Origin of the sequence: uncultured Agrobacterium sp. (assembly GCA_913777615.1) — a bacterium.
In the GTDB taxonomy this organism is placed as follows: Bacteria; Pseudomonadota; Alphaproteobacteria; order Rhizobiales; family Rhizobiaceae; genus Agrobacterium.
The window spans coordinates 14,740-41,014 of the sequence record CAJYTK010000015.1 but is presented as its reverse complement, the minus strand read 5'-3'; the positions used below and the strand labels follow the sequence as shown (position 1 = coordinate 41,014).

Below are 26,275 nucleotides of genomic sequence, written 5' to 3'. Positions count from 1 at the left end.
AAATTCCGTATCGTATGAGCTTGATATGACCCTTGTAGACGTTCGCACACCCGACCCGAAGCGTTTTATCCCCGGCGCCACTGGCGACTGGGAAATCGTCATCGGCATGGAGGTTCACGCACAGGTCCTGTCCAATTCGAAGTTGTTCTCGGGAGCTTCCACGACCTTCGGCAATGCGCCCAATTCCAACGTGTCTCTGGTCGACGCGGCCATGCCGGGCATGTTGCCCGTCATCAATGAAGAGTGCGTGGCGCAGGCGGTACGTACCGGTCTCGGGCTGAAAGCCAAGATCAACAACCGCTCCATCTTCGATCGCAAGAACTACTTCTATCCCGACCTGCCTCAGGGTTATCAGATCTCGCAGTTCAAGGATCCGATCGTCGGTGAGGGTACAATTACAATTTCGCTCGGGCCTGACCGTCAGGGCAATTTTGAGGATATCGAAATCGGCATTGAGCGTCTGCATCTGGAACAGGACGCCGGCAAGTCGATGCACGACCAGCATCCGACGATGTCCTTAGTCGATCTGAACCGTTCAGGCGTTGCCCTGATGGAAATCGTCTCGAAGCCGGACATGCGCTCTTCCGATGAGGCGAAAGCCTATCTGACCAAGCTGCGCTCCATCGTTCGCTATCTCGGTACCTGTGATGGCAACATGGATGAAGGCTCCATGCGCGCTGACGTTAACGTATCGGTGCGCCGCCCCGGCGAAGGTTTCGGCACGCGTTGCGAAATCAAGAACGTCAACTCCATCCGCTTCGTCGGCCAGGCCATCGAATATGAAGCCCGCCGCCAGATCGCCATTCTGGAAGATGGTGGCGCAATTGACCAGGAAACCCGTCTCTTCGATCCGGGCAAGGGCGAAACGCGCTCCATGCGCTCCAAGGAAGACGCCCATGACTATCGCTACTTCCCCGATCCCGATCTGCTGCCGCTAGAATTCGACGATGCCTTCGTGGAAAGCCTGAAGGTCGGTCTGCCGGAACTGCCCGACGACAAGAAGGCACGTTTCGTGGCTGAACTCGGCCTTTCCGTCTATGACGCCTCCATCCTCGTTTCGGAGAAGGCCATTGCGGATTACTATGAGGCCGTCGCGGCGGGCCGCGACCCGAAGGCTGCCGCCAACTGGGTCATCAACGATCTCCTTGGTGCGCTAAACAAGTCCAGCAAGTCCATCGAGGAAACGCCCGTTACGCCGGACCAACTCGGCGGGATCATCGACCTCATCAAAGCGAACACCATCTCTGGCAAGATTGCCAAGGATCTGTTCGAAATCGTCTGGAACGAAGGCGGCAACCCGGCAGACATCGTCGAAAGCCGCGGTATGAAGCAGGTGACCGATACGGGCGCCATCGAAAAGGCGGTGGACGAGATCATCGCTGCAAACCCGGATCAGGTGGAAAAGGTCAAGGCAAAGCCAACGCTTGCTGGCTGGTTCGTTGGCCAGGTGATGAAGGCAACCGGCGGCAAGGCCAACCCGCAGGCCGTACAGGAATTGGTCAAGGCCAAGCTCGGCATCGAGGAATAAAGTGTCATCGCTTTTCAATGAAAGAGGCGGAAGACAGTCTCCTCCGTCGCTCCGATCTCAATCGAGGTTGACGTCGAGATAACATGAGCAACGCCGGGATCGCTCCCGGCTTTTCTTTTTTGATGGGAGTCACAATGGTGTTCTTCATTCGCACCGCAAGCGAGCGCGATATCGAGCCAGTCCGGTCTTTGCTGATGAAGACCTGGCACGCGACCTACGATCCAATCTACGGCACGGACAAGGTCAACGACATGATTGCTCTGTGGCACACGCCAGCGGCCTTGAAAGAGCGCGTGGAGAAAAAGGGCGGCGAGTTTTTGGTGGCAGACGATGGAAAGCGTATAGGCGGCATGGCCTATGCCGTCATGTCCACCAGCATGGCTAAAACCGCGTTGCTCTATCAGCTTTATGTCGATCCGCAGTTCCAGCGTCAGGGGGTGGGTCGGGATCTCTTCGCCGAACTGGAAACCTGTTTTCCCGACGCGGAAATCATGCGCCTTGAGGTCGAACCTAAAAATACTGTCGCAATTGCCTTCTATGAAGGCGTAGGCTTTTCCGAGGTAGATCGAATCGAGCGCATGGCTGGCGTAGAGGGGATGCCCGGAATTGTAATGGAGAAGAGCCTGAGGCGGTAAAACACAATGGACGGTCTGATCATTCGTGAAGCGCGCGAAGAGGACGTTGCAGCAATTGCTGCGATGTTCGCCGCTGACGATGTGGGTGGGCACGGTGATACGACCGATGACGTGGCCATGCCCGATTATCTCAGGGCTTTCAGGGCGATCGCCATGTCACCGCTTGAGAAGTTGTACGTCGCTGAGTTTGAAGACCGAGTGATCGGTACGTTCCAGACCGTGGTTCTCACCAAGCTTGCCGGGCGCGGCGCCGTATGGATGGTCGTCGAAGGTGTGCAGACCAGGGAGGATATGCGAGGCAGAGGTATCGGTGCGACGATGATCCGGTACTGCATCGCTGAGGCTGAAAAGCTTGGCCTCGCTGGGGTCCAGCTCACCTCCAACATGGCGCGCACCGATGCTCATCGCTTCTACGAGAGGCTTGGTTTCGAGAAGCGCCATTTCGGCTTCCGGCTGAAGCTTAAATAATCGCCGGCACGTTGGAAAAGCTGGACAATCGTTGGTGAGAACGTCATAAGCTTGTGGCCGTGCGAGTGCGAAAGCGACGCATGTGAAAAGCCCGAGGAACGGATAATGAAGACTCTTCTGCTGCAAATCTTCACCTGGTGGAACGGCCAGACGATCGGAACGCGCTTCCATACATGGCGCTTCGGAAAGAAGGTGGGGCAGGATGAGTTTGGCAACACCTACTACGAAGGTGGCACCACCTCCTGGGGCATGCCGCGTCGTTGGGTGATTTACAACGGTTACGCTGAAGCGTCTGCAATTCCGCCCGGCTGGCACGGCTGGATGCATTATCGCACCGACACGCCGCCGAGCAAGGAAAGCTATGTCGCACGCGACTGGCAGAAGCAGCATCAGCCGAACCTGACGGGTTCTGCCCAGGCGTACCGTCCTCAAGGCTCGCTGGCCGTTCCTGGTGAGCGCCCCCGCGTCACCGGCGACTATGATGCCTGGACGCCTGGCGGCTGATTCACTTCGCTTCGTGCTCCTTGCATGTAGGAGCAAACGGGGCGGGCATTCATCATGGCCGCCACCCGCTTTTGCCACATTCGATCTTTAGGCGTGATGGGCGCTTTGATGAGCGGGCACTTTTCTGGAGACGGTTTGATATGAGAACATTCACGCGGGATCTATCTTTGCGTGCACTGGCGGTTTCGCTTCTGGCGCTTCTTCCGGCAGTGGGTCTCGTGTCACCGGTGTCTGCCGCCCGCCTCGAAAACAAGGTTGCGGTCTTTTCCGGCATCGACAAGATCACCGGTCGCATTACCTCTTTCGACGTCTACATCGACGAAACGGTTCAGTTCGGCGCACTGCAGGTCACGCCGAAGGTCTGCTACTCCCGCGATGATACCGAAGCGCAGAAAATCGATTCTTTCGTCGAAGTGGATGAAATCACCCTCGACAGAAAAATCCGCCGCATCTTCACCGGCTGGATGTTTGCGGATAGCCCAGGCCTGAACGCTGTCGAACACCCGATCTACGATGTCTGGCTCACCGGTTGCAAACAGGATTCGGACGTTCCGCCGCCATCGACAGCGAGCAAGTAATCGACGAACTTGTCAGAAGTCACTCATCCGCAAAAACCTAAAATGTCAAATCCGGCTGGTTCACTGCCCGGTCCAGCATCTTTGAGTATTCATCCTTTGGAACGTCGATCGCGCCGAAGGTTTTGAGGTGGTCCGTTGTGAACTGCGTGTCGAGCAGGATGAAGCCACTGTTGTGCAATCGCTCCACCAGATGAACCAGGCAGATTTTTGAAGCGTTGGTGCGACGGGAGAACATGCTCTCGCCGAAGAAGGCAGCGCCGAGCGACACGCCATAAAGACCACCGACCAGCGTGTCGCCATCCCAGGCTTCCACACTGTGCGCGTGTCCAATCTCGTGCAGTTCAATATAGAGCTTTCGGATCGTCTCATTGATCCAGGTATTGGGTCGATCCGGTACTTCTTCCGCGCATCCGGCCATCACGGCACCGAAGGCCGTATCGAAGCGAATGTCGAACGGCCTTTTCCGAATGGCTTTGGCAAGACTTTTGGAGATGTGAAAATTATCGAGCGGGATGATGCCCCTGAGGTCCGGCTCGACCCAGAACAACTCCGGGTCGTCAGCCGCTTCGGCCATCGGGAACAGGCCGATGGAATAGGCGCGCAGCAGCATATCGACGGTGATATCGCGATCTCTGCTGCGCCGACCCATTCCTTAGTGCGCGTCGCCGGCCAGATATTTTTCCAGCCAGTGGATGTCATAATTACCGTTCAGGATATCTTCGTTCTGAAGCAGGTCCTGGAACAGCGGAAGCGTCGTCTTGATGCCATCGACGACGAATTCGTCGAGCGCACGGCGCAGGCGGCGAATGCATTCGTCACGGTCGCGACCATGGACGATCAGCTTGCCGATCATGCTGTCGTAGTAAGGCGGGATCTTGTAGCCTTGATAGGCACCCGAATCCACGCGCACCCCCAGACCGCCGGGTGTGTGGAAGTAAGTGAGCGTCCCGGGCGAAGGCACGAAAGTCCGTGGATCTTCGGCATTGATGCGGCATTCGATGGCGTGACCATGGAATTCGATATCGGCCTGCGTAACCGAAAGACCTCGGCCGGAGGCGACTCTGATCTGTTCCTGCACGAGGTCCATTCCTGTGATCGCTTCCGTGACCGGATGCTCCACCTGAAGACGGGTGTTCATTTCGATGAAATAGAACTCTCCGTTTTCATAGAGGAACTCGATGGTGCCGGCACCACGATATTTGAGCTTGCGCATGGCGCTTGCACAAATTTCGCCGATCTCCATACGTTGCTCAACGGTGAGAGCAGGGGAGTTGGCTTCTTCAAGAACCTTCTGGTGGCGACGCTGCAGCGAGCAATCGCGCTCGCCAAGATGGACGGCATTGCCTTCGCCATCACCGAAAACCTGAACCTCGATATGGCGCGGTTTTCCGAGGTATTTTTCCATATAGACGGCGTCGTTACCGAAAGCGGCAAGTGCTTCGGAACGGGCTGTGGAAACGGCTTCGTCCAGATCGGCTTCGGTCTTGGCAACTTTCATACCGCGGCCGCCACCACCTGCCGTGGCTTTGATCAGGACAGGAAAGCCGATTGAACGCGCGATTTCCATCGCGTTTTCAGGCTTTACTTCGCCATCGGAACCGGGAACGACAGGAATGCCGAGTTCCTGCGCCGTCTGCTTGGCGGTGATCTTGTCACCCATGATGCGGATATGATCGGCAGTCGGTCCGATGAAGGTGATGCCGTGGGCGTCGAGAATATCGGCAAACTTGGCATTTTCCGAAAGAAAGCCGTAGCCGGGATGAACCGCGTCCGCGCCGGTGATTTCGCAGGCTGCAACAATCTGATGAATGTTGAGGTAGCTGTCACGCGACGGCGGTGGGCCGATGCACACGCTCTCGTCGGCGAGGCGCACATGCATGGCATCCGCGTCAGCCGTGGAGTGAACGGCAACCGTCGGAATACCGAGTTCCTTGGCGGCGCGAAGCACGCGAAGGGCGATTTCGCCGCGATTGGCAATGAGGATCTTGGATACCATGGGAGCCGCCTTATTCGATGACCACGAGGGCTTCACCATACTCCACGGGCTGCGCGTCATTGACGATGATTTCCGTCACCTTTCCGGACTTGGGGGCCGGGATCTGGTTCATGGTCTTCATGGCTTCGACGATGAGAATGGTCTGGCCTTCCTTGACGGTTGCGCCGACTTCGACGAAGGCGCGGGCACCAGGTGCTGGAGACAGATAGACCGTGCCGACCATCGGGGAGGTGACGGTGTTTGCCGGGTTGCGTGCCGGAGCAGCCGGTGCGGCGGACGCGGCAGGCGCTGCTGCGGGTGCCGCAGGCGCTGCGGCAGGTGCAGGGGCATACTGGGGAGCCGCGGCATAAACGGTTGCAGGCGGTGCGGAGCGCGAAACGCGGATACGCAGGTCGTCCTGCTCGACTTCGATCTCGGAAAGATCGGTGTCGTTGAGAATGTTCGCGAGGTCGCGGATCAGTTCCTTGTCGATACCGTTTTTCTTTTCAGACATGACAAACCCTATTCTGATTGTTTCTTTTTATGCCGTGATGTTCTTCAAGGCGTTGAGCGCCATGATGTAGCCATATGGCCCGAAGCCGCAGACCATGCCTTTTGCAGCGGGCGCTATCATCGATTTGTGGCGGAATTCTTCGCGGGCGTGGATGTTGGAAATGTGAACTTCCACAACGGGAACGGAAATGGCGCGAATGGCATCATGCAGAGCGATGGATGTATGGCCATACGCACCCGGATTGATGACGACACCTGCAGCGCGTTCGCCCGCCTCGTGCAATAGGTCCACGAGAACGCCTTCATGATTGGACTGATGGCACTCGACGCTAAAGCCAAGCCCTTCACCTGCCGCCATGCAGTCGTTCTCGATATCCTTCAGCGTCTTGCCGCCGTAGATGCCCGGCTCCCGCTTTCCCAACATATTGAGATTGGGGCCGTTCAGGACGAAGATCGTGTTGCTCATTCGCTGTTCCGTCAAAAATCAGCGACACCTATAGACTGCGCGACTGACGAGGAAAAGCCCCCGGAGCTTCGAAAGAGCGCATGGAGTGGGTTAAGCCGCAGTTATTCAGCAGCTTTTTGGGCGTCGTGACTGTGATATCTTCCAACTTAGGAGCAGCTTGCCTTGCCGCAATTGCGCATATTGGCAATCTTTTCCTTCAAAGGTTCGGCGCCGACTGCACCAAACACGGCCTCGTTGCCGATGACATAGGAAGGCGTGCCGGAAATGCCGAGATTCGTGGCAAGCGTATAGGCTTCCTGGACCTGTGCATCATTCGGATTCTCCGCCATGGATTTGCGGATATCGGCTTCTTTGAGGCCAAGCGAGGTCGCCACTTCGATCGCTTTCGCTTCATTGGCGCGACTGCGGCCGCCGAGAAGCGTGCGTTGGAATTCCGGATACTTCTTCGGTGCGAGGAGTTTAACCGCGTTGGACACCTTGTGTGCCTCAACCGACTCCGGTCCAAGGATCGGGAACTCCTTCAACACGACACGAACGTTTTTGTCCTCTTTGAGGATCTTGTCCATATCCGCCATGGCGCGTTTGCAGTAACCGCAATTGTAATCGAAGAATTCGACCAGGGTCACGTCGCCGTTGGGATTTCCGATCGCGAGATCGTATTTCGAATCGAAGATGGCTTTGGTGTTGTCGGTCACGGCCTCCGCCGCTTTTGCATTGCGTGCCGCATATTGTTTCTTCTCCAGCGCATCCTGAACCTCCAGCATGACTTCTGGATTTTCGATCAGATATTCCTTGATGAAGGCACCGATTTCTTTTTTCTGGTCGGCATCCAGCGCATGAGCTGGAAGGCTCGCGCCGAACGTGGAGAGGGCCGTGACACAGGCGAATGCGGCTGATCGGATGGAAAGTGCCATTTCGGTCCTCATTTGGTTTTGTGATGATTCATGTTGCAGGCAATTACCCTAATTTAATTCAATTGCCATACCGGAAATAAATTGCGTGCGTTGCTCTCGCGTCATTGTGAAGAGCGCAACAATGCGGCAAATCTCCGTCATAGCATATAGAAAGACCATGCCTTTGATCACACTGTCCAAGCGAAGCGCCGTCGAGCCCTTTCACGCCATGGATATTCTAGCGGAGGCCAATCGGCGCAGACAGGCGGGGCGTCCCGTCATTTCCATGGCAGTTGGGCAACCTTCCCATCCTGCGCCGAAGGCTTCGTTGGAGGCTGCCGAGGCTGCTCTCAAACATGGCAGGATCGGTTACACCGATGCTCTTGGATTGCGGGAATTGCGTGAGGCGATCTCCTCGCATTACCGCTTGCGCCATCAGGTCATTGTCGATCCCGCCCGTATCGCCGTAACGACCGGATCGTCCGCGGCGTTCAATCTTGCTTTTCTTGCGCTGTTTGATGCAGGGGACGCAGTGGCGATTGCCAGGCCTGGCTATCCTGCTTATCGCAACATCTTAAAAGCCCTTGGTCTCACCGTGGTTGAAGTGCCGGTCACGGCGGAAACGGGTTACACGTTAACGCCAGCAAGCCTGGAACGGGCTGAGGCCAAGGCAGGCTGCAAGCTCAAGGGCGTGCTCCTTGCAAGCCCCGCCAATCCGACCGGAACCGTGACAAGCAGAGATGCGCTGAAGCGCCTTGCAAGCTATTGCGACGGGCGCAACATCGCCTTCATCTCGGACGAGATCTATCACGGACTGACTTTCGTCGGCGACGAGTCGAGTGCCGTTGAAGTGACCGACAACGCCATCGTCATCAACTCTTTCTCGAAATATTACTGCATGACCGGATGGCGCATCGGTTGGATGGTGCTGCCGGAGAGACTGATCCGTCCGGTCGAATGTCTTGCGCAAAGCATGTATATTTCAGCGCCTGAACTGTCGCAACTCGCAGCGATGGCCGCGTTTACTGCGGAGGAAGAGCTCGACATCTACAAGGAAAGCTACCGCACCAATCGCGACTTTCTGATGAGCCGTCTGCCGGAGCTTGGCCTCCCGTTGGCATCTCCCATGGACGGCGCGTTCTACGCCTATGTCGATACCAGCCGCTACTCCAACGACAGTATGGAGTTTGCCAGACGCATGCTGTCGGAAATCGACGTCGCGGCCACACCGGGCCTGGACTTCGACCCACTTGAAGGACATCGTGCCATGCGCTTTTCTTATGCTGGCTCGGTTTCCGATATTGCCGAGGCCGTCGGACGCATTGCAGGGTGGCTGAAACAGGACTGAGATTAAATCGCCGGGGAGAGAGGCTATGACGATGAGCAAGGTAGCGGTAGTGACGGCGGGTGGAAGCGGCATGGGTGCCGCCGTTGCCAGGCGCTTTGCCGAAGATGGTTATAGGGTCGCGATCCTTTCCTCCTCGGGTAAGGGCGAGGCCTTGGCGAGTGAACTTGGCGGTGTCGGTATCACAGGCTCCAACCAGTCGAATGACGATATCCAGAAGCTGGTTGATCTCACCCTGGAAAGCTTTGGCCGCATTGATGTTCTGGTCAACAGTGCCGGACACGGTCCGCGCGCACCCATTCTCGATATCACGGATGAGCAGTGGCATACCGGGCTCGACGTCTATCTCATGAACGTCATTCGTCCCACGCGCATCATCGCCCCTATCATGGCCGCGCAAAAGAGTGGCGCCATCGTCAATATCTCAACGGCCTGGGCTTTCGAGCCAAGCGATATGTTTCCGACATCTGCCGTCTTTCGCGCCGGTCTGGCGGCGTATACAAAAATCTTTGCCGATAAATATGCAGCCGACAATGTCCGCATGAACAATGTTCTGCCGGGTTGGATCGACAGCCTTCCAGCGACCGAACAACGCCGAGAGCTGGTTCCGATGCAGCGTTACGGCAAAAGCGAGGAGATCGCTGCGACCGTGGCCTTCCTCGCATCTGAAGGCGCCGGCTACATTACCGGGCAGAACCTTAAGGTGGATGGCGGTCTGACCCGCTCCGTATAAGTTTTCTTGATCGCTTGGAACCGATCCATCTCTCGAGCGTTGCATGAGGGCGGGGGAGTGCCTTTTTTTATGTTGGTGCCCATCTCGATGGCGCAGGACACCGAGGGGTCAACCCTTCGACACCTTGGGGAATGGACTTGGTTCACATGACGAGCGATCCCGAGTCTGACGTGTTCGTCTTCTCGGCGTCGGACATGGAGCGGCTGGAGGCTCTGGAAGAACTGCAGATCATCGACACCGGCCCTGAGCCGGTCTTCGATGATATCGTCCATGTGGCAAGCACAGTTTGCAAAGCACCGGTCGCCCTCATAAGCTTCGTTCAGGAAGAGCGCCAATGGTTCAAGGCGCGTGTTGGTTTTCAGCCCTGCGAAACGCCCATTGATCAGTCTGTCTGCCGCTATTCGCTCGGCTGCGACGATCTTCTTGTTATTACGGACCTGACGAAAGATCCACGCACGGCGAGGAACGCGCTCGTCACCCAGGAGCCGTTCATCCGCTTCTATGCGGGCGCACGCCTCACTCTGTCTGACGGCGTTGCCGTTGGCGCAGTGTGCGTCATCGACCACGTTCCGCGGCCAGAGGGGCTCACCCAAGAGCAGCGCTCCGTGTTGAAAGCGCTCGCCGGCCAAGTCTGTGCGCATCTTGAACTGCGGCGGACCGTGAACCGGCAGCGTGAGGTGATCGAGCGACAGAAGCAGATCAATGATATGATGCGCGACGGCGTTCGCACCGCACTGACGGCGCAGGAGGCTGGCCATATCGGTACCTTCGAACTCGATATCACAACGGGCAAGATCAAGGTGTCGGCTGAGTTCTGCAGGATCTTCGACGTGCCGCAGACAGGGCAATACCACGCACGCGATTTCGAGCGGATGCTTCACCCCGATGATCGTGGACAGGAATCGTCCGAGAGCACCCGCAAGAATGGAACGGCGGTCATGGCGGTGCAATATCGCATCGTAACGCCGACGCGCGGTATAAGGTGGATTTCTCGCAAGGCAACCTTTGAGCGAGATGGAGAGGGCAATCCTGTCAAGCTTCTCGGCACTGTTCAGGATATCACCGTTCAAAAGCGCGCCACCGAGCGCATAAAGGTACTGTTGGAACTCGGCGATCGACTGCGTGACCTTACCAATGTCGAAGATATCGCTTTTACGGCTGCCGAGCTCATGGCGCGGGCGCTTGACGCTACGCGGGCGGGTTTTGGCGTTGTCGATCCCGCACAGGAAACGGTGATATTACAACCCGAATGGCGCGCCCCTGGCGTCTCATCGGTCGCAGGAAAACATTATTTTCGCGACTACGGCTCCTATATCGATGACCTGAAGGCAGGTATGAGCGTCGTAATTTCGGATGTGATGACGGATCCGAGAACGACAGACAAGGCAGATGCCTTGATTTCGCTTGGCATTCGTCAGCTCGTTAACGTTCCAATCTTCGATCAGGGCAAATTTGCGCTCGTCGTCTTCGTTCACCATAGCGATCTGTTCGAATGGATGGAGGATGATCTCGCATTTGTCAGGAGTTTTGGTGATCGCATTCAAAGCGCGATTGGTCGCCTCCGTGCGGAGGCGGAGCAAAATCTGCTCAACCGTGAGATTGGCCACCGATTGAAAAACGCTTTTGCCATGGTGCAGGCGCTTGCGAAGCAGACACTAAGGCCTGTCCAAGAGAGAGGAGCCGTTTTGAATTTTGAACAACGGCTTCAGGCCCTCAGTTCAGCTCACGACATTCTCCTCGGCAACAATTGGGCGAGCGCCGATGTGCGCACGGCGCTCATGCGTGTTGTCGATACACTGGGTATGAAGGAGCAGGTCGATATTGAAGGAGAGGATATTTCCGTCAATCCCAAGGGTGCCCTGTCGCTGTCGCTCCTGCTGCATGAACTGACCACCAACGCGGTAAAGTACGGCAGTCTCTCGTCTGTCCAGGGCCGTGTACTGGTGTCTTGGGAGGTGCAAGGAGACAGGGAAGATGCCGTTTTCCGCTTGATATGGAGGGAAACTGGCGGACCGGCTGTCCTGCAGCCACAATCGAAGGGCTTCGGATCACGCCTTATTTCCATGGGGCTTTTAGGAACCGGCGGTGTATCGACGCGTTACTTAGATCAAGGACTGGAGGTCGAAATGACTGCGTCTCTGGTTCAATTGCAACAGGTATCGTGAACCATGGCTCAAGAACAACTGGTCGCCAAACAGGTCGTCCTCGTCGTGGAAGACGATCCGCTTCTGCGCATGATGGCAGTGGATATGGTCGAAGATGCGGGGTTCAGTGCAATAGAGGCTGGCGGCGCCGATGAAGCGCTGACGATCCTACGTGCCCGGCCAGACGTCGGGGTTCTGTTCACCGATGTCGACATGCCGGGCAGCATGGATGGCGTTCAACTCGCGCGAATAGCCTGTCAGACTGACAGGCAACTCGGAATTCTACTGACGTCCGGCCATCACCGCCTCGAGAACGACGCGTTGCCGCCGCGGAGCGTTTTCTTTCCGAAGCCTTACGATACACAGATTGTTACTGAAGTGCTGAGGAAGTTCGCAGCATAGAAATGTGTCGGCGTTAGATCGAATTCTGTGGGCGACTTGATTTCAATTCATCTTTCATAAACCAAGATAATTGTGGCTCATTCTTATTAATTTTTCAGAAAATAAAATTTTCTATTGTCTTTCCATGATTTGGCTCTGGGGGACTACATGAATTTTCTTGGCATTACGGGCATGCAATATTCCGGCGTTCCATTCCACGATACGAGAATATTGCTCGCGGAGGACTCCAATGTCTTCACCCAGATGATCGGTGCCCGTCTGATGGAATTGCTTGGCCTTACCGTGGAAGTCTGCCGCAATTTCGAAGAGCTTCAGGAATGCTATGAGCATTCGACTGAAAAGGTTACGCTCGCGATCTCGAACATCAATCTGCCCGGTGCAGAGAACGGCGAAGCGCTTGAATATCTCATCGATCTTTCCATTCCTACGATCGTCTTCACCAGCACCTTCCATGAAGACACGCGAGAGAAACTGATCACCAAGGAGGTGGTTGACTATATTCTCAAGGACAATGTCTTCGCAGTCGATATGTTGACGGAATCGGTTTGCCGTTTCCTCACCAATCACCGCCATCATGTTCTGATCGTGGACGATAGCCCAACCGCTCGAGCGCTGCTCTCCAGTCGTTTGAAGCGCTATAATTTCCGTGTAAGCCTTGCCGATAGTGGGGCGAAGGCCCTGGAAATCCTTCGCAACAATCCCGACATCGGTCTGGTCGTGACTGACTACAACATGCCCGATATTGACGGTTTTGAGCTTACTCGGCGCATTCGCACAATGCGCGGTTCCCATGAGCTGCGTATCATCGGCGTGTCATCGTCCAATAACCGGTTGCTGTCGGCACGCTTCCTGAAGGCTGGCGGAAACGACTTCATGCTGCGCCCCTTCATCGAAGAGGAGTTTTATTGCCGCGTGAACCAGAACCTCGACACGCTGGTCCAGATCAAGAGCGCGCGCGGCGCCAGTTCGAAAGCGGCGGCCTGACACACCGATAACACTCTGTCTGAGCGTGCTGTTTTCATACGGAGGCAACGTCAAACCGCCTGCGCTCCGCAGGCGGTTTGTCTATAGCTGGGACTCCAGCGGCAAAATGCCCAAGATCAACGAAATGCAGCGGCGGGACAGGCTTGCATAGGGTTCCTTGCCGTAAAAGCGAGGTCTTCCTTTTACCAATCCATTCCAGATCAACCGCTTCTTCGGACTCAATGCCAATTCAAAACTCATCTCGCGGCTGGTTTCCTGGGTGAAGATCTCGTCCATCTGTACGGCAAGCGTTTCGGACGTGAACAGCACCCCCATCTCAGTGTTGAGAGACATTGAACGCGGGTCGAAGTTCAGCGAACCGACAAAGCCCGTTTCACCGTCGCAGGTAAACGCTTTGGTATGGAGACTTGCCTGCCCGGAGCCACGTAAGGACAGTGCGTTGTGCTGATCGGCCATTGCGCGTAACTCGTGGATCTTGATTCCATTCAGCAGAAGAGGGCGTCGGTACCGCGCATAGCCGGCATGAACGGCAGCCACATCGGTCGCTGCCAGCGAATTGGTGAGGACCGATACGCTGACGCCATCCGCAGAAAGCCGCGATAGCGTTTCGACACCCTTTTGTCCCGGGATGAAATAGGGAGACGTGATCTTCAGTCTCACCTTAGCGCCTTCCATGATGGGCAAAAGATTTTCCATCAGGTAGTTATGGCCGCTACGACGCTTGCCCGCCGCCTTTTCAGGAGGGTCGGCGAGCACGCTCGCGGACGCCACCCACTCAAGTCGGTCGGACATAAGAAACCCACCGTGATGATGCAGACTTTCCACTTTCTGAAGATACGGTCGCGCAGCCTCGCTTGTAGCCAGACGATCTAGCTTCCGACGAAGCCGCGCCAGCTTGCTCGGCCGTCGTGCAAGGAGCGAGCGAACGGGGATAGCAACCGCACTGTTCCAATAGTCGTCGAATATGTCTTCGGCATCGCTGACCGATTTGCCATGTGCAAGTACATCGAAGTCGCGGAAGTTCGCTGCCTCTGCTGCGTCGAAATAGGCATCCCCGATATTGCGTCCACCAATGATCAACGCCCGACCATCTGCGATCCAGGCCTTGTTGTGCATCCGCCTGTTGACGCTGCGAAACCGCAAGACGAGTTCGATGCCGCGCCGAAAGATGTTTTCCCGCGCCTTGGTGGGATTAAAAAGACGCAATTCGATCTGGGGATGGCTATCGATAGCGTGAAAGATTCTGTCCGACATAGTCACGCCGAGGTCGTCCAGCAACAGACGAACCCTCACGCCACGATCTGCGGCGGCTAAGACCTCACGCATCATCAATTGCCCGGTCAGATCGGCGTTCCACATGTAATACATGAGGTCGAGGCTGCGGCCAGCAGCGCGAGCCGAAGAAACTCTGAGTGCGAAGGCATCCATGTTCGACTGGACCAGCGCAAGAGCCGTATAATTACTGTGGTGATCTTTGCCGATATCAGACCAGTGCCGGTCGAGCGCTGTGCTATCTATGCCTTTAGGAAGCGCCGTAGAAGCGATCTTCGTTATTGCGCGTTCCTGGCGACGGGAAAGAATGGCAAGCGCGAAAACACCGCAGACAATGAGGACGATTGCTATCAGAATGGTACCGATCACTTCGCCTCATGCCCCCAACATAGTTTCGCTCGTGCGTATCGTGCGTTTGCCGTCCTAGCCCGCTTTTTACCGCGTGGTCTGCGTTTCAATTCCAGGATTTGGCTCCGGCATACCCGGATGCGAGGTCACTAGATAGGTGATGGCAATGGCGCTTGCGGCCACGATCAGCGTTCCGATGACAGCGATCGTCAGCCCCCACGGCTTGGACTTGCGGCGCGACCATACGAAAGGCCTTCTGCGAAGAAGGTTCTTTTTGCTGTGGTGATGATACTCTGGGCCAAGATTTTCGGTATTGGTCATCGTTCAACTCTCCGCGCCTCTCAAAATGCAAGCTCTAATTTACCGAACGCTTCAACCTCGCTTGAAGTTTCATCAGGCTTCAAAGATGCCCGAGTAGGGACTGCTTTTGTCGCACATGGCCTTGTCGCCGTAGCCCATAGAAGACATTGTCGGCGGTAATGGAGCCTTTCGCTCCACCGGAGTAAGTGATGACTGCCACGTCGCGTGCATTTTTAGAAGATCTGTTTTTTGCAGCTGTTCGCGCAGCAGACCCTTACGAGGCAATCCGCGCACATCTTCCGCGAAGGCCGAAAGGTCGCACTGTCGTCATAGGGGCTGGTAAGGCTGCGAGCCAGATGGCGGCAGCCTTCGAAAGGGCTTGGCATCATCCGCTCGAAGGAGTCGTGGTGGCCCGCCACGGGCCCATAGCCCAATGCCAGTCCATCAAGGTGTTGCAGTCTGCGCATCCCGTTCCGGATCCGGCGGGATTGGCCGCCTCACAGGCATTGATCAGCGCCGTGGAGGGGCTGAATGAGGATGATCTGGTGATCGCGCTCATTTCCGGTGGCGGCTCGGCACTGTTGCCTTCCCCACCGCACGGTTTTTCGCTGGCCGACGAGATAGCGCTGAATGAAGCACTCCTTGCATCTGGTGCGCCGATCTCTGCGATGAATGTGGTGCGAAAACACTTTTCCCGGATCAAGGGCGGGCGTTTGGCGGCTCTTGCCCATCCGGCCCGCGTCGTCAGTCTGATCGTGTCCGACGTGCCGGGGGATCATCCTGCCTTTGTCGCTTCCGGCCCAACCGTGCCAGATGAAAGCCGGTCGGAGGAGGCATTACGGGCGATCCGCGATTATCGCATTACGCTGCCGCAACGCGTCATCGACTCCATCACCCGCGAGGCGGCTCCGATGCCGTCCGATCCGTCATTTTCCTCAGATGAAGTTCATGTCATCGCGTCTGCCCGCGTGTCACTGGAAGCGGCTGCACAGCGCGCCAGGGAGCGGGGAATTGACCCCCTCATACTGTCGGACTGCATCGAAGGCGAAGCCAAGGATATCGGAAGGATGCATGCCGCATTGGCGCGGGAATTTTCAAGCCGTGTTGCCAGACAAAGGCCTATGGTCCTTCTCTCGGGAGGGGAAACGACGGTGACGATTGGCTCTGGAAGCTACGGCAAAGGCGGGCGTAATTCCGAGTTGCTGCTATCTGCCGCGCTCGACTTGCAGGGAACTGACGGTATAACGGCGCTGGCAGCGGATACGGATGGAATTGATGGATCGGAGAACAATGCGGGTGCTTTCTGTGATGGGAAGACTGTTGCCCGTATTCGCGCATCTGGCGGGGACGCTCGCTCGCTTCTTGCCGGTCACGATGCGTGGTGGGCTTTTCATCTGGCTGGCGATCTTTTTACACCCGGCCCGACCGGCACCAACGTCAATGATTTTCGGGCCTTCCTGCTGGAATAGGCCGGCGTTGCAAGCTATGCCGAAAGCGCACTGATGGGGGGCGAGCTAGGCGCATATTTCGGGTTGTTTGCATCTGCCTTTCTGGCTGCGACGCTTGTTCCGGCGCAGTCTGAATCCGTTCTGGTCTATCTGACGATGACCGGACGATATTCGACTGTCCTGCTCGTTGCCGTGGCCAGTCTTGGAAATATATTGGGCTCCGTCGTCAACTGGTATCTGGGGCGAGGGGTGATGCTGTATCGTCACCGGCGATGGTTTCCCGTATCGTCGCAGAAGCTCGACAAGGCCCAGAACTGGTATGCGCGCTATGGACGATGGTCGCTGTTGGCGAGCTGGCTACCGATCATTGGCGATCCCTTGACGGTCGTTGCTGGCGTCATGCGCGAGCCGTTCGCATCCTTCATCGCCATTGTCACACTCGCCAAGTTCGGGCGTTATCTGGTCCTGGCCTTGGCGACGCAAGGGATAGTTTGAGCGACATCTATGTCGCTTCGTGGTGATACGCCATCCGCAACCTCGGCTCAGTGTCAGGCCTTTGCAAAATCCATCGTGCTGATGATATGATTCTTATGAATTCACCAGGCGAAGGGAGGCGCTGCCGTGAAATCGAAGATCAGTTTCAAAAGCGATCATCGGCAAGGGCTCGGTTCGGGCCGCAGGATTCGCCGATCTGGAGCAAACGATAATTTTCCTGGATTGGAATTTGAAACGACGAGCGAGACACGTGACTGGCGTCTCGTCTGCCTCATTGCAGCGATTGTGTGCGGGCTTGCAGCTTTCATCTTCCTGCCGCTTTGGTAGGGCGAACGCGTTTGTTTTCGCGAGTAAAAAGCCTGATCGCCTTGTCAGAACGTCGTGCCTTGGAACGCCCCGAGGAGGCTTAATTTTTAAAGCTGTGAATGGCGCTTTTCATAAAATCGATTCCGATTGCGGGGCCGATGCTGTAGGCCGTTAAGGTATGGCGGAAAAAACACGATATGGGCTGGCAATGGCGATGATTGAAACGGTCGATACCGTTACAAGGGCGTTTCTTGGAGTGGAGCGGTCAGCGACAGAACAGCGATGGATGTCACGGCTCGATCAGGCCGCTCAGAACCGTGCGCTCGCCATGTCGCAGGTCCATGGAATTCCGGAGCTGATTGCACGCGTTCTAGCCGGCCGCAATGTCGGCGTCGATGACGCACTGGCTTTTCTGGATCCAACGATAAGATCGCTGATGCCTGATCCCCGCACGCTTACCGATTGCGAGAAAGCCGCCCAGCGTATTGCCGATGCCATCGAAAAGCATGAGAAGATCGCAATTTTCGGGGATTACGATGTGGATGGAGCTGCGTCTTCGGCGCTGATGTATCGCTTTCTCCATCATTTTGGCCTCGAGCCGGAAATCTACATTCCCGACCGCATTTTCGAAGGATACGGCCCCAATCCCGCTGCGATGCAGCAGCTTGCCGCTAAAGGCGCGACCTTGATCATCACGGTCGATTGCGGCTCCACCAGCCATGAGTCGCTTGTCGTCGCGCGCGATGCCGGAACAGATGTACTGGTCATCGACCACCACCAGGTTGGAACCGAACTTCCTCCTGCGGTAGCTCTCGTGAACCCTAACAGAGAAGACGATCTGTCTGGGCAGGGACATCTCTGCGCTGCCGGCGTGGTGTTCCTCGTTCTTGTCGCAACACTCCGCGTCCTGAAAGAGCGGCACAACCGTCAGGCTTTCATGCTGGATCTGTTGACCTATCTGGACATCGTGGCTCTTGCGACGGTTTGCGATGTCGTGCCGTTGAAAGGCCTAAACCGCGCCTATGTGGTAAAAGGACTGGTTGCGGCGCGGCATATGAATAACGTGGGGTTGGCCGCACTCTTCAAGAAGGCAGGTCTTGGCGGTCCGGTGACGCCCTATCATTTCGGCTTTCTCATCGGGCCGCGCATCAACGCCGGTGGACGTATTGGCGATGCCGCCCTGGGCAGCCGACTCCTCACCCTCGACGACAGCACGCAAGCCGAAGTCATTGCGGAAAAGCTCGACGAGTTGAACCGAGAGCGTCAGGCAATGGAAGCGGCAATGCTTGCCGAGGCTGAAGCGGAAGCGCTGTTCGAATATGGCGATGGCTCTGGCGCAGGCGTCATCGTGACAGCCCGGGAGAACTGGCATCCCGGTATTGTCGGTCTTCTAGCGTCGCGGCTGAAGGATCGCTTCCGCCGCCCGGCTTTCGCCATAGCATTCGATTCGAAAGGGCGAGGCACAGGCTCAGGTCGTTCCATCAACGGTTTCGATATGGGGCGCATGGTGCGCAACGCTGTCGAAGCGGGACTGTTGGTGAAGGGTGGCGGTCATGCCATGGCTGCGGGCCTCACGCTAGAACGCGCCAACCTCGGACGCCTCCGTACCTTTTTTGAAGAGGCGGCACAGAAGACCGTCTCGCAACTGGTCGAAAACAGCGTCCTCAAAATCGATGGCGCCATCGGCGCTTCTGGCGCAACGCTGGAACTGATCGACCAACTCGAGCAGGCGGGGCCGTACGGTTCGGGCCACTCGCAGCCGATTTTCGCCATCCCTGCGCACAGGCTGCGTGATGTCCGAATCGTCGGCACGTCGCATATCAAGATCACGCTGGAAGCACTGGATGGTTCACGCCTCGACGGCATAGCCTTTCGCGCAGCGGATGCACCACTTGGGCAGATGCTGATGAATGCTCGTGGACGTCAGATTCATGTGGCGGGCACGCTGGGTGCGGAGCATTGGCAGGGGCAGAAAAGGGTGCAACTGCGCGTCCTGGATGCTGCTTTCGCGCCATAGGCAAAAGACATCACACCGTAAAAAAAGTGCAAAGTCTACCTATTACAGTACTTCAATAATTACTTATAAAACACTGATTTAAGAAGGGAAGTGGCACGCCCTAGGGGAGTCGAACCCCTCTTTTCAGAATGAAAATCTGACGTCCTAACCGATAGACGAAGGGCGCGTGCGCTGTGGTGGGGGCCTTATAGTCAGGCATCGGATTCTCCGCAAGCGCCAATTTCGGTTTTTTTGAATTTATGCGAAATTTTTTGGATCAAGCGGTCGCTGCCCAGGGGAGAACTCTGTAAATCCGTCGATGTCGCGGAAATGAGAGGGGGAAGCGTGAGGTGGCGTGGGATCAGGGGTTCCCGTTTGATCGCCGCCTCACGCTTCATCGGGGGGACAGCGAAGAAACGAGCGGCGCAGATTTTGGTTCCAGCGATCAAAAAGAACTGTAAAAAATCAAGTCCGCGGGTCATGCGCTAATGCACGCAGCATAAAAAACGCCCGGTGACGGATGTCCCGGGCGCCAATATCGTCAGGCTTCGATCTTGATTATCGAGCAGTGCGATCAGAGATCGACGTCAAGGATCGCCATGGAGAAGTTGTAAGAACGATCGCCGTCTTCATCGTCGATGTAAACGACTCCGAGGAACTCATCGCCCATGTACACTTCGGCAGAATCGTCCTTGCGGGGACGTGCCTTGACGACCATCTTGTCGTTAAAAGTGCGCTTGAAATAGGCGTCGAGCTTTTTGATTTCGTCGGCTTTCACCAGTCTTCTCCTGTGCGGTTCTCACGGCGTCGGTCGACCTTCGGGGCCAACCATCGGGACGTCGTGATTTTCAATCTGCGCCGCTTTTGGCACGGGTTAAAGGCGAAAGTAAAGTCGAAGCAGCAAATCCCCCGCGTGACGCATTATGCGATCCACGCAGGCTACGTTTTTGCTTTCGAAAGTGTCAGATATCGGCTCCGATGATTTGGTCCATGATCCGGGACGGCTCGTTGCAACCGCCTTCGCCAACGATCCGCGCCGGTACGCCTGCAACGGTGGTATTGGGCGGAACAGGCTTCAGAACCACCGATCCCGCCGCGACGCGAGAGCAACTTCCCACCTCGATATTACCAAGAATTTTTGCGCCCGCGCCGATCAGCACGCCGCTTCTGATCTTAGGGTGCCGGTCTCCGGTTTCCTTGCCTGTGCCGCCCAGAGTGACACCCTGAAGAATGGAAACGTTGTCGCCGATGACAGCGGTCGATCCAACGACGAGACCAGTTGCGTGATCGAGAAACAAACCTTTTCCGACGGTGGCCTGCGGGTTGATGTCGGTCTGGAACACGCTTGAGGATCTGCTTTGCAAGTAAAGGGCGAAATCCTTCCTGCCCTTTGACCAAAGCCAGTGGGCGAGGCGGTGCGTCTGGATGGCGTGGAAGCCTTTGAAGTACAAAACCGGCTCCATGAAACGCGTGCAGGCCGGATCCCGGTCGTAGACAGCCTGAATATCGACGCGCAGGATTGCGCCCCATTCCGGCCAGTCGTGAAGCATCTCCGAAAACGTCTGGCGCAAGAGGACGGCCTGCATATCAGGATGATCGAGACGCTCGCAAATGCGATAGATGACGCTATCTTCCAGCGAATGATGATTGAGGATCGTGGAATAGAAGAACGCCGACAGCAGCGGATCCTGAGCAGCAGCCGTGCGCGCTTCGTTCAACAAACTGCCCCAGATCGGATCGACGACTGCGATCTGATCATTCTGGCGGGTCTCTGTGCGTGCGACCATGTCAGCTGTCCTTAAAACCGGTTTGCGTCACTATATCGAAAAATACCTTGCACAGAAATAGGTATCCGCCCATGCCGTTAAAGGCGGTAAAGCATCAGTTTTTCTGAAAGCTTTGTGGAACGAATTTTCTTGATCAGCCAATCATGTGAGATCGGCATAGAACTCCAGAACCGCTGCCTTGAAGACACGGTCGCCGACCGCCAGCATGTGATCGCGATTGGGAATGTCGATGGCTCGCGCGTTGGGCATCAGATCTGCCAGTTCCTGGCCGGAGCCGGCGATATCGTCTTTGGTTCCGACCGCGATCAGGGTAGGGGCGTCGATCTTTCTGGCCTCGTCCCGTGTCACGAGGACGCGCGAGGTCTCGATGCAGGCAGCAAGCGCCACGCGGTCGCTCTTGGTCTGTTCGGCAAAGGCGCGAAACATGCGGCCTCGTTCATGTGTGACCACGTCGAGGGATGGTGCCCGGAGCGCATCCGCAATCGGATCCCAGTCCCCCACACCATCGACCATGCCGATACCGAGACCACCGAACACCAGCGATCGAACACGCTCCGGATGAGCCATCGCCACGAAAGCGGAGATGCGTGCGCCCATGGAATAACCCATAATATGCGCTTCCGGGATGCCGAGGTGATTGAGCAGTCCGACCGCGTCTTCAGCCATCTTCGCCGGATAGTAGGCCTCCGGATCATGCGGCTTGTCGCTGGCTCCGTGGCCGCGATTATCGAGTGCGATAACGCGATAACCGGCATCGCCAAGGGTCTTTACCCAACCTGGATGAACCCAGTTCACCGCGGCGCTGGAAGCAAAGCCGTGAATCAGCAAGACGGGTGCGCCGGACGGATCGCCCTCATCGAAATAGCTCAGTTGCAGTCCGTCGCGCTGGAAGGACAAAAATTGCGGCAGGTTGAGATTCATCAAGGACCTCCTGTTTTGCCGACCATATGTCAGGAAATGGACGTGTTGAAAATATTCCGCGCTCTTTTCTATGGAGGTTCGACCGATTTAACGCTACATACTCGAACAATTAGAGCGTTGGCTCAGAGACGATTTTGCATTCTTGGAGAAGAACATGGCTGGCCACACAATTCCTCACTTCCAGAACGACGGCGGACACCGCATGATCGAAATCGGCGTCAAGGAATTCATGTGTACCGGAGCATCGGTGCCTTTTGATCACCCCCACATTTTCATCGATATGGGCGACGAGAACGAAAAGGTTTGCTCCTACTGTTCCACGCTCTATCGCTACAATCCGTCGCTGAAAGCCACGCAGACCAATCCTCCCGGCTGCGTCTTCCATGTGAAGGCAGCGTAACCCCTTAGAAATCGGGGCTCTACATGCCGATCAAAACAGTGGCGATCGTCGGTGCCGGCATAGCTGGTCTCACCGCAGCTCTTTCTTTCGCCCGATATGGCATCGCAACTGATATCATCGAGCAGGCGTCCGAACTCGCTGAGGTCGGCGCCGGGCTACAGATATCGCCCAATGCAGCGCATATCTTGTCGGCGCTGAATGTCCTGCCTCAGATTGAAGACATGTGGCTGGAGCCGCTGAGCGTCGATCTTTCCTCCGGTCTGTCTCTCAAGACGCTCATGTCCCTGCCTATGAAAAGCGTAGCTAGATCGCGCTGGGGCGCGCCTTATGGTGTTCTTCACCGGGCAAGTTTGCAGCGGGCGCTTCTTGCCGCCGTCAGTTCCAATCCACTGTGTCGTTTGCATCTGGGAAAGAGGCTGGATAACGTCGACACGCACACGATCGCACGCACGATTTTCACGCAACCGGATATGATCGTCGGTGCCGATGGAGTTTGGTCAGCCACGCGCTATTGCGTGCCGAATGCACCGGCCGCGACCTTCTCAGGCAATGTCGCATGGCGATTTACGTTGCAGGAACGAGATGCACCCGGTTTCCTCAACCGTCATTCGGTGACCGCCTTCCTCGGGCCGTCTGCCCATATCGTCGCTTATCCTCTGACGGAAACCGGCGATTTCAACATCGTCGCCATCTCCGTTGGTGCAAATCCCGGCGACACCTGGAAGGCCGAAGCGCAACGCCAGCAAAAGGCGTTTCTCTTGCAGCAGTTTCGCCATTGGAATCCAGCCTTTGCACAATTGCTGGACGGCGCTGCAAACCCGACCTTCTGGCCGCTGTTCCAAGCCGGTGCAGGTCAGTGGCAAGATGGCCGCCACACGATACTGATCGGAGATGCCGCTCATGCCATGATGCCTTTTGCCGCACAGGGCGCTGCTATGGCCATCGAGGATGCTTTTGAACTCGTCACTTTCGTGTCGCGTGGGGAAATCATTGGCGCATCGCTAGATAGATTCGCAGCACATCGCATGTCCCGTGTCGATAAGGCAAGAAAGCGGGCGAAGCTCAACAGCTTCGCCTACCATGCACGCGGCCCCATGCGCATTGGGCGCGACATCCTTCTCTCTTTGCGGCCGCCAGAGCAATTCCTGGCGGACTTCGATTGGCTCTACGGCTACAAAGCGGAAGGGCTTTAGGCTTTCGCCGCGGCAGCGAAACCCGCTTCCAGATCGCGTTTAATGTCTGCTACATCCTCAAGCCCGATCTGAAGCCGGATGACGGGGCCTTCGGTAGGCGCTTTCGCGATCGTCCGGTCGGCAAGATTGACGGGGATCGCGAGGGATTCGTAGCCACCCCACGAGAAGCCCAGACCAAAGATAGATAAGGCATCAAGGAAGGCGTGCGCCTTTGCCGTGGACTTGGCGTTGTCCGCCTTCAGGACAAAAGAGAAGACACCGCTCGAACCCTTGAAATCGCGCTTCCAGATGTCGTGTGTCGGGAAACTTGGCAGGGCAGGGTGCAGTACACGGGCGACATCGTCTCGCGCCTCGAGCCATTGCGCAATGTCGAGGGCGCTCTTTTGGTGATGCGCGAGCCGGATGCCCATCGTTCGCATGCCGCGCAACACCTGATAGGCGTCGTCGGACGTCACGCACATGCCGAGATTGGTATTGGCGTCACATAGCTTTTTCCAATGCTTTTCATTGGCGGACACAAAGCCCATCAAAATGTCGGAATGGCCCGCAGGATATTTCGTTGCGGCATGGATCGAGACATCCACGCCGTGGTCTAGGGGCCGAAAATAGAGCGGCGTCGCCCAGGTGTTATCTATTGTCACGACGCAGTCATAGCGGTGGGCGATGGACGAAATCAGGCCGACATCCTGCATTTCGAACGTGTTCGAGCCTGGCGCCTCAAGATGAACGAGCCGGGTGTTCGGTCGGATCAGAGCTTCTATTCCCGCGCCGATCGCCGGATCGTAATACTCGACCTCGACGCCATATTGCTTCAGCATCGTGTTGCAGAAACGCCGAGTGGGGAAGTAGACCGAATCGACGACGAGCGCATGATCGCCAGCGCTGAGATAGGCGAGAAATGGCACGGTCACCGCCGCAAGGCCTGACGACAGAAGGATCGTACCGGCGGAGCCCTCCAGGCTATCGATCATGCTGCAAAGCGCAGCCGTCGTAGGCGTTCCGTGCGTGCCATAGGTGTAGGGCTGATCGCCTGACATCAAGGTTGCAGCATCCGGGAACAGAACGGTGGAGCCGCGGGCGATGGGAGGGTTGACGAAGCCGAAGAACTCGGTCGGATCATTTCCAAGATGCGCGAGGCGCGTGTTTACACCCGAGCCGCCGAGGATCTCGTTCTTGTCTTTCATGCTGCAAGTCTCTCATTATTGTGATGCGCGAAGATGCCGAGGATTTGCTCTCCAGGTCAAGCCGCTTCTCCGGACATGGGAAAAACCAGTCTACCTGCCTGACAGGATGAGTAGATTTTGAGCGAGTTTCGCGCAGAAAATAGTCATATGCTTACTTAAAGGACGGAAATTTGAAAATTCCGTTTTTTAGACACAATTGCTTCGCGAAAGTCTTGACCATGGCAGCAATTGCGATTGTGATAGGGACGCACACCGGGAGGTGAAGCGGAGAGACTGTTGCAAGCCACGGCGGGTGCCGGTCCTCTCCAATCGAGAAAAAAGAGACAAAGGTTGGGAAAAATGAAAAAGGCACTTCTGTCAGCCGCTATTGGCGCAGCAGTCTTGGGAGCTGCAACGGCTGCATCTGCCGGTACTCTTCAGGATGTGAAGGCAAAGGGTTTCGTCACCTGTGGCGTCAGCTCCGGCATTCCGGGTTTCTCGAACCCTGATGACAAGGGCGAATGGTCCGGTATCGACGTCGACTATTGCCGCGGTATCGCTGCTGCCGTGTTCGGTGACGCTTCCAAGGCGAAGTACGTTCCGCTGACCTCCAAGGATCGCTTCCCGGCTCTTCAGTCCGGCGAAATCGACGTTCTGACGCGTAACACCACCTGGACGATCAGCCGCGACACGTCTCTCGGCTTCAACTTCCGCACCGTCAACTATTACGACGGCCAGGGCTTCATCGTGAAGAAGAGCCTCAACGTGAAGTCTGCTCTTGAGCTTTCCGGCGCTGCCGTGTGCGTTCAGCAGGGAACGACGACCGAACTCAACCTCGCCGACTACTTCAAGACCAACAACCTTCAGTACAACCCCGTTGTATTCGAAAAAGAATCCGACGCGACCTCCGCTTATGACTCCGGTCGTTGCGACGTCTACACTACGGACCAGTCCGGCCTCTACGCTATCCGTCTGAAGATGAAGAATCCTGATGAAAACATGGTTCTGCCTGAAATCATCTCCAAGGAGCCGCTTGGACCAGCCGTCCGCCAGGGTGACGACCAGTGGTTCGACCTCGTTAGCTGGGTTCACTACGCCATGGTCAATGCTGAAGAACTCGGCATCACTTCCAAGAACGTCGATGAGCAGAAGGCTTCTGCCAATCCGGACGTCAAGCGTCTTCTCGGCACGGAAGAAGGCACCAAGATCGGTACCGATCTGGGCGTCGCTAACGAGTGGGCCTACAACATCATCAAGACTGTCGGCAACTACGGTGAAGTCTTCGACCGTAACGTCGGTCCTGGCTCCCCGCTCAAGATCGAGCGTGGCCTGAACTCTCTGTGGAACAAGGGCGGCCTGCAGTACGCACCTCCGGTTCGCTGATTGCTTTAAAGCCTGAAAAGCTTTTGCAGGAGGCGGGGATATTCATCTCTGCCTCCTTCTTCTTCATAAAATAAGCTCGAAAAGAGCATATAGAG

General features: G+C 56.4%; 28 protein-coding genes and 1 tRNA gene. 16 read left to right on the top strand and 13 right to left on the bottom strand.

Annotated elements, in window-relative coordinates; genetic code table 11:
• The first annotated feature begins 25 nt into the window (after positions 1 to 25).
• The 5 genes from gatB (at position 26) to QZ862_RS14130 (ending at position 3,713) form a co-directional block, all read left to right on the top strand.
• A complete protein-coding gene (gene gatB / locus QZ862_RS14150) occupies positions 26 to 1,528 on the top strand; it encodes an Asp-tRNA(Asn)/Glu-tRNA(Gln) amidotransferase subunit GatB (protein WP_296100634.1) in 1,503 nt (500 codons plus the stop codon).
• Positions 1,529 to 1,665: 137 nt separating this feature from the next.
• A complete protein-coding gene (locus tag QZ862_RS14145; RefSeq protein ID WP_296100673.1) occupies positions 1,666 to 2,163 on the top strand; it encodes a GNAT family N-acetyltransferase in 498 nt (165 codons plus the stop codon).
• A gap of 6 nt (positions 2,164 to 2,169) precedes the next feature.
• Positions 2,170 to 2,631 carry a GNAT family N-acetyltransferase gene (locus tag QZ862_RS14140; protein WP_296100631.1) on the top strand — a complete coding sequence of 154 codons (462 nt, stop codon included), beginning with the start codon at positions 2,170 to 2,172 and terminating at the stop codon, positions 2,629 to 2,631.
• A gap of 105 nt (positions 2,632 to 2,736) precedes the next feature.
• Positions 2,737 to 3,135 carry an NADH:ubiquinone oxidoreductase subunit NDUFA12 gene (locus QZ862_RS14135; RefSeq protein ID WP_296020873.1) on the top strand — a complete coding sequence of 133 codons (399 nt, stop codon included), beginning with the start codon at positions 2,737 to 2,739 and terminating at the stop codon, positions 3,133 to 3,135.
• Positions 3,136 to 3,275: 140 nt separating this feature from the next.
• Positions 3,276 to 3,713: a DUF2155 domain-containing protein gene (locus QZ862_RS14130; RefSeq protein ID WP_296084314.1), complete on the top strand. Its 438-nt coding sequence runs from the start codon at positions 3,276 to 3,278 to the stop codon at positions 3,711 to 3,713.
• Positions 3,714 to 3,750: 37 nt separating this feature from the next.
• On the opposite strand, the gene aat is transcribed toward QZ862_RS14130, so the two are convergent.
• The 5 genes from aat to QZ862_RS14105 all read right to left on the bottom strand — a co-directional run bounded on the left by aat (position 3,751) and on the right by QZ862_RS14105 (position 7,581).
• Complete coding sequence (gene aat, locus QZ862_RS14125) at positions 3,751 to 4,362, bottom strand: leucyl/phenylalanyl-tRNA--protein transferase (RefSeq protein ID WP_296100630.1); 612 nt, start codon at positions 4,360 to 4,362, stop codon at positions 3,751 to 3,753.
• Positions 4,363 to 4,365: 3 nt separating this feature from the next.
• A complete protein-coding gene (gene accC / locus QZ862_RS14120) occupies positions 4,366 to 5,709 on the bottom strand; it encodes an acetyl-CoA carboxylase biotin carboxylase subunit (RefSeq protein WP_296018928.1) in 1,344 nt (447 codons plus the stop codon).
• A gap of 10 nt (positions 5,710 to 5,719) precedes the next feature.
• Positions 5,720 to 6,202, bottom strand: coding sequence for an acetyl-CoA carboxylase biotin carboxyl carrier protein (accB, locus tag QZ862_RS14115; protein WP_296100628.1), 483 nt, complete (start codon positions 6,200 to 6,202; stop codon positions 5,720 to 5,722).
• Between the two features lie 27 nt (positions 6,203 to 6,229).
• On the bottom strand, positions 6,230 to 6,667 hold the full coding sequence (gene aroQ, locus QZ862_RS14110) for a type II 3-dehydroquinate dehydratase (protein ID WP_296037971.1): 438 nt from the start codon (positions 6,665 to 6,667) through the stop codon (positions 6,230 to 6,232).
• 146 nt (positions 6,668 to 6,813) lie between these two features.
• Entirely contained in the window at positions 6,814 to 7,581 is a 768-nt protein-coding gene (locus tag QZ862_RS14105; protein ID WP_296100626.1) for a DsbA family protein, read from the bottom strand.
• Positions 7,582 to 7,738: 157 nt separating this feature from the next.
• On the opposite strand from QZ862_RS14105, the gene QZ862_RS14100 reads away from it, so the two are divergent.
• From QZ862_RS14100 to QZ862_RS14080, 5 genes are all read left to right on the top strand, one after another.
• Positions 7,739 to 8,908 (top strand): aminotransferase class I/II-fold pyridoxal phosphate-dependent enzyme, encoded by a 1,170-nt coding sequence (locus tag QZ862_RS14100; RefSeq protein ID WP_296100623.1) that lies wholly within the window; start codon positions 7,739 to 7,741, stop codon positions 8,906 to 8,908.
• 25 nt (positions 8,909 to 8,933) lie between these two features.
• A complete protein-coding gene (locus tag QZ862_RS14095; RefSeq protein ID WP_296100622.1) occupies positions 8,934 to 9,638 on the top strand; it encodes an SDR family oxidoreductase in 705 nt (234 codons plus the stop codon).
• A gap of 146 nt (positions 9,639 to 9,784) precedes the next feature.
• A complete protein-coding gene (locus tag QZ862_RS14090) occupies positions 9,785 to 11,803 on the top strand; it encodes a GAF domain-containing protein (protein ID WP_296100620.1) in 2,019 nt (672 codons plus the stop codon).
• Positions 11,804 to 11,806: 3 nt separating this feature from the next.
• Entirely contained in the window at positions 11,807 to 12,184 is a 378-nt protein-coding gene (locus QZ862_RS14085) for a response regulator (RefSeq protein ID WP_296018942.1), read from the top strand.
• A 147-nt stretch (positions 12,185 to 12,331) separates the two neighbouring features.
• Positions 12,332 to 13,168, top strand: coding sequence for a response regulator (locus tag QZ862_RS14080; RefSeq protein WP_296018944.1), 837 nt, complete (start codon positions 12,332 to 12,334; stop codon positions 13,166 to 13,168).
• A gap of 81 nt (positions 13,169 to 13,249) precedes the next feature.
• Here the strand turns inward: QZ862_RS14080 and QZ862_RS14075 are convergent, their stop codons facing one another.
• Positions 13,250 to 14,809, bottom strand: coding sequence for a phospholipase D family protein (locus QZ862_RS14075; protein ID WP_296100618.1), 1,560 nt, complete (start codon positions 14,807 to 14,809; stop codon positions 13,250 to 13,252).
• A gap of 66 nt (positions 14,810 to 14,875) precedes the next feature.
• Positions 14,876 to 15,109, bottom strand: coding sequence for a hypothetical protein (locus QZ862_RS14070; protein ID WP_296018947.1), 234 nt, complete (start codon positions 15,107 to 15,109; stop codon positions 14,876 to 14,878).
• Positions 15,110 to 15,297: 188 nt separating this feature from the next.
• Here QZ862_RS14070 and QZ862_RS14065 point away from each other — a divergent pair, with 188 nt between their 5' ends.
• From QZ862_RS14065 to recJ, 3 genes are all read left to right on the top strand, one after another.
• Complete coding sequence (locus tag QZ862_RS14065) at positions 15,298 to 16,557, top strand: glycerate kinase (RefSeq protein ID WP_296100617.1); 1,260 nt, start codon at positions 15,298 to 15,300, stop codon at positions 16,555 to 16,557.
• 33 nt (positions 16,558 to 16,590) lie between these two features.
• On the top strand, positions 16,591 to 17,031 hold the full coding sequence (locus QZ862_RS14060; protein ID WP_296100615.1) for a YqaA family protein: 441 nt from the start codon (positions 16,591 to 16,593) through the stop codon (positions 17,029 to 17,031).
• A gap of 520 nt (positions 17,032 to 17,551) precedes the next feature.
• Positions 17,552 to 19,354, top strand: a complete 1,803-nt coding sequence (gene recJ, locus QZ862_RS14055; protein ID WP_296100672.1) for a single-stranded-DNA-specific exonuclease RecJ — start codon at positions 17,552 to 17,554, stop codon at positions 19,352 to 19,354.
• Positions 19,355 to 19,445: 91 nt separating this feature from the next.
• Here the strand turns inward: recJ and QZ862_RS14050 are convergent.
• From QZ862_RS14050 to QZ862_RS14030, 5 genes are all read right to left on the bottom strand, one after another.
• Positions 19,446 to 19,520: transfer RNA gene (locus tag QZ862_RS14050), tRNA-Glu, on the bottom strand.
• 25 nt (positions 19,521 to 19,545) lie between these two features.
• Positions 19,546 to 19,815, bottom strand: coding sequence for a hypothetical protein (locus QZ862_RS14045; RefSeq protein WP_296018953.1), 270 nt, complete (start codon positions 19,813 to 19,815; stop codon positions 19,546 to 19,548).
• A gap of 92 nt (positions 19,816 to 19,907) precedes the next feature.
• Positions 19,908 to 20,111: a DUF3126 family protein gene (locus QZ862_RS14040; protein WP_296018955.1), complete on the bottom strand. Its 204-nt coding sequence runs from the start codon at positions 20,109 to 20,111 to the stop codon at positions 19,908 to 19,910.
• A 184-nt stretch (positions 20,112 to 20,295) separates the two neighbouring features.
• Complete coding sequence (gene cysE, locus QZ862_RS14035; RefSeq protein ID WP_296037990.1) at positions 20,296 to 21,120, bottom strand: serine O-acetyltransferase; 825 nt, start codon at positions 21,118 to 21,120, stop codon at positions 20,296 to 20,298.
• 141 nt (positions 21,121 to 21,261) lie between these two features.
• Entirely contained in the window at positions 21,262 to 22,041 is a 780-nt protein-coding gene (locus QZ862_RS14030) for an alpha/beta hydrolase (RefSeq protein ID WP_296100613.1), read from the bottom strand.
• 154 nt (positions 22,042 to 22,195) lie between these two features.
• Here QZ862_RS14030 and QZ862_RS14025 point away from each other — a divergent pair, with 154 nt between their 5' ends.
• Both QZ862_RS14025 and QZ862_RS14020 read left to right on the top strand, forming a co-directional pair.
• Positions 22,196 to 22,441: a zinc-finger domain-containing protein gene (locus tag QZ862_RS14025; RefSeq protein WP_296018961.1), complete on the top strand. Its 246-nt coding sequence runs from the start codon at positions 22,196 to 22,198 to the stop codon at positions 22,439 to 22,441.
• A gap of 23 nt (positions 22,442 to 22,464) precedes the next feature.
• The gene (locus QZ862_RS14020) at positions 22,465 to 23,634 is read left to right on the top strand and encodes an FAD-dependent monooxygenase (protein WP_296100611.1); all 1,170 of its coding nucleotides are present in this window, start codon (positions 22,465 to 22,467) and stop codon (positions 23,632 to 23,634) included.
• On the opposite strand, the gene QZ862_RS14015 is transcribed toward QZ862_RS14020, so the two are convergent.
• Positions 23,631 to 24,818 carry a cystathionine beta-lyase gene (locus QZ862_RS14015; protein WP_296100609.1) on the bottom strand — a complete coding sequence of 396 codons (1,188 nt, stop codon included), beginning with the start codon at positions 24,816 to 24,818 and terminating at the stop codon, positions 23,631 to 23,633. The genes QZ862_RS14020 and QZ862_RS14015 overlap by 4 nt on opposite strands.
• Positions 24,819 to 25,157: 339 nt before the next feature.
• Here QZ862_RS14015 and QZ862_RS14010 point away from each other — a divergent pair, with 339 nt between their 5' ends.
• On the top strand, positions 25,158 to 26,180 hold the full coding sequence (locus QZ862_RS14010; protein WP_296018966.1) for an amino acid ABC transporter substrate-binding protein: 1,023 nt from the start codon (positions 25,158 to 25,160) through the stop codon (positions 26,178 to 26,180).
• Positions 26,181 to 26,275: the final 95 nt, after the last annotated feature.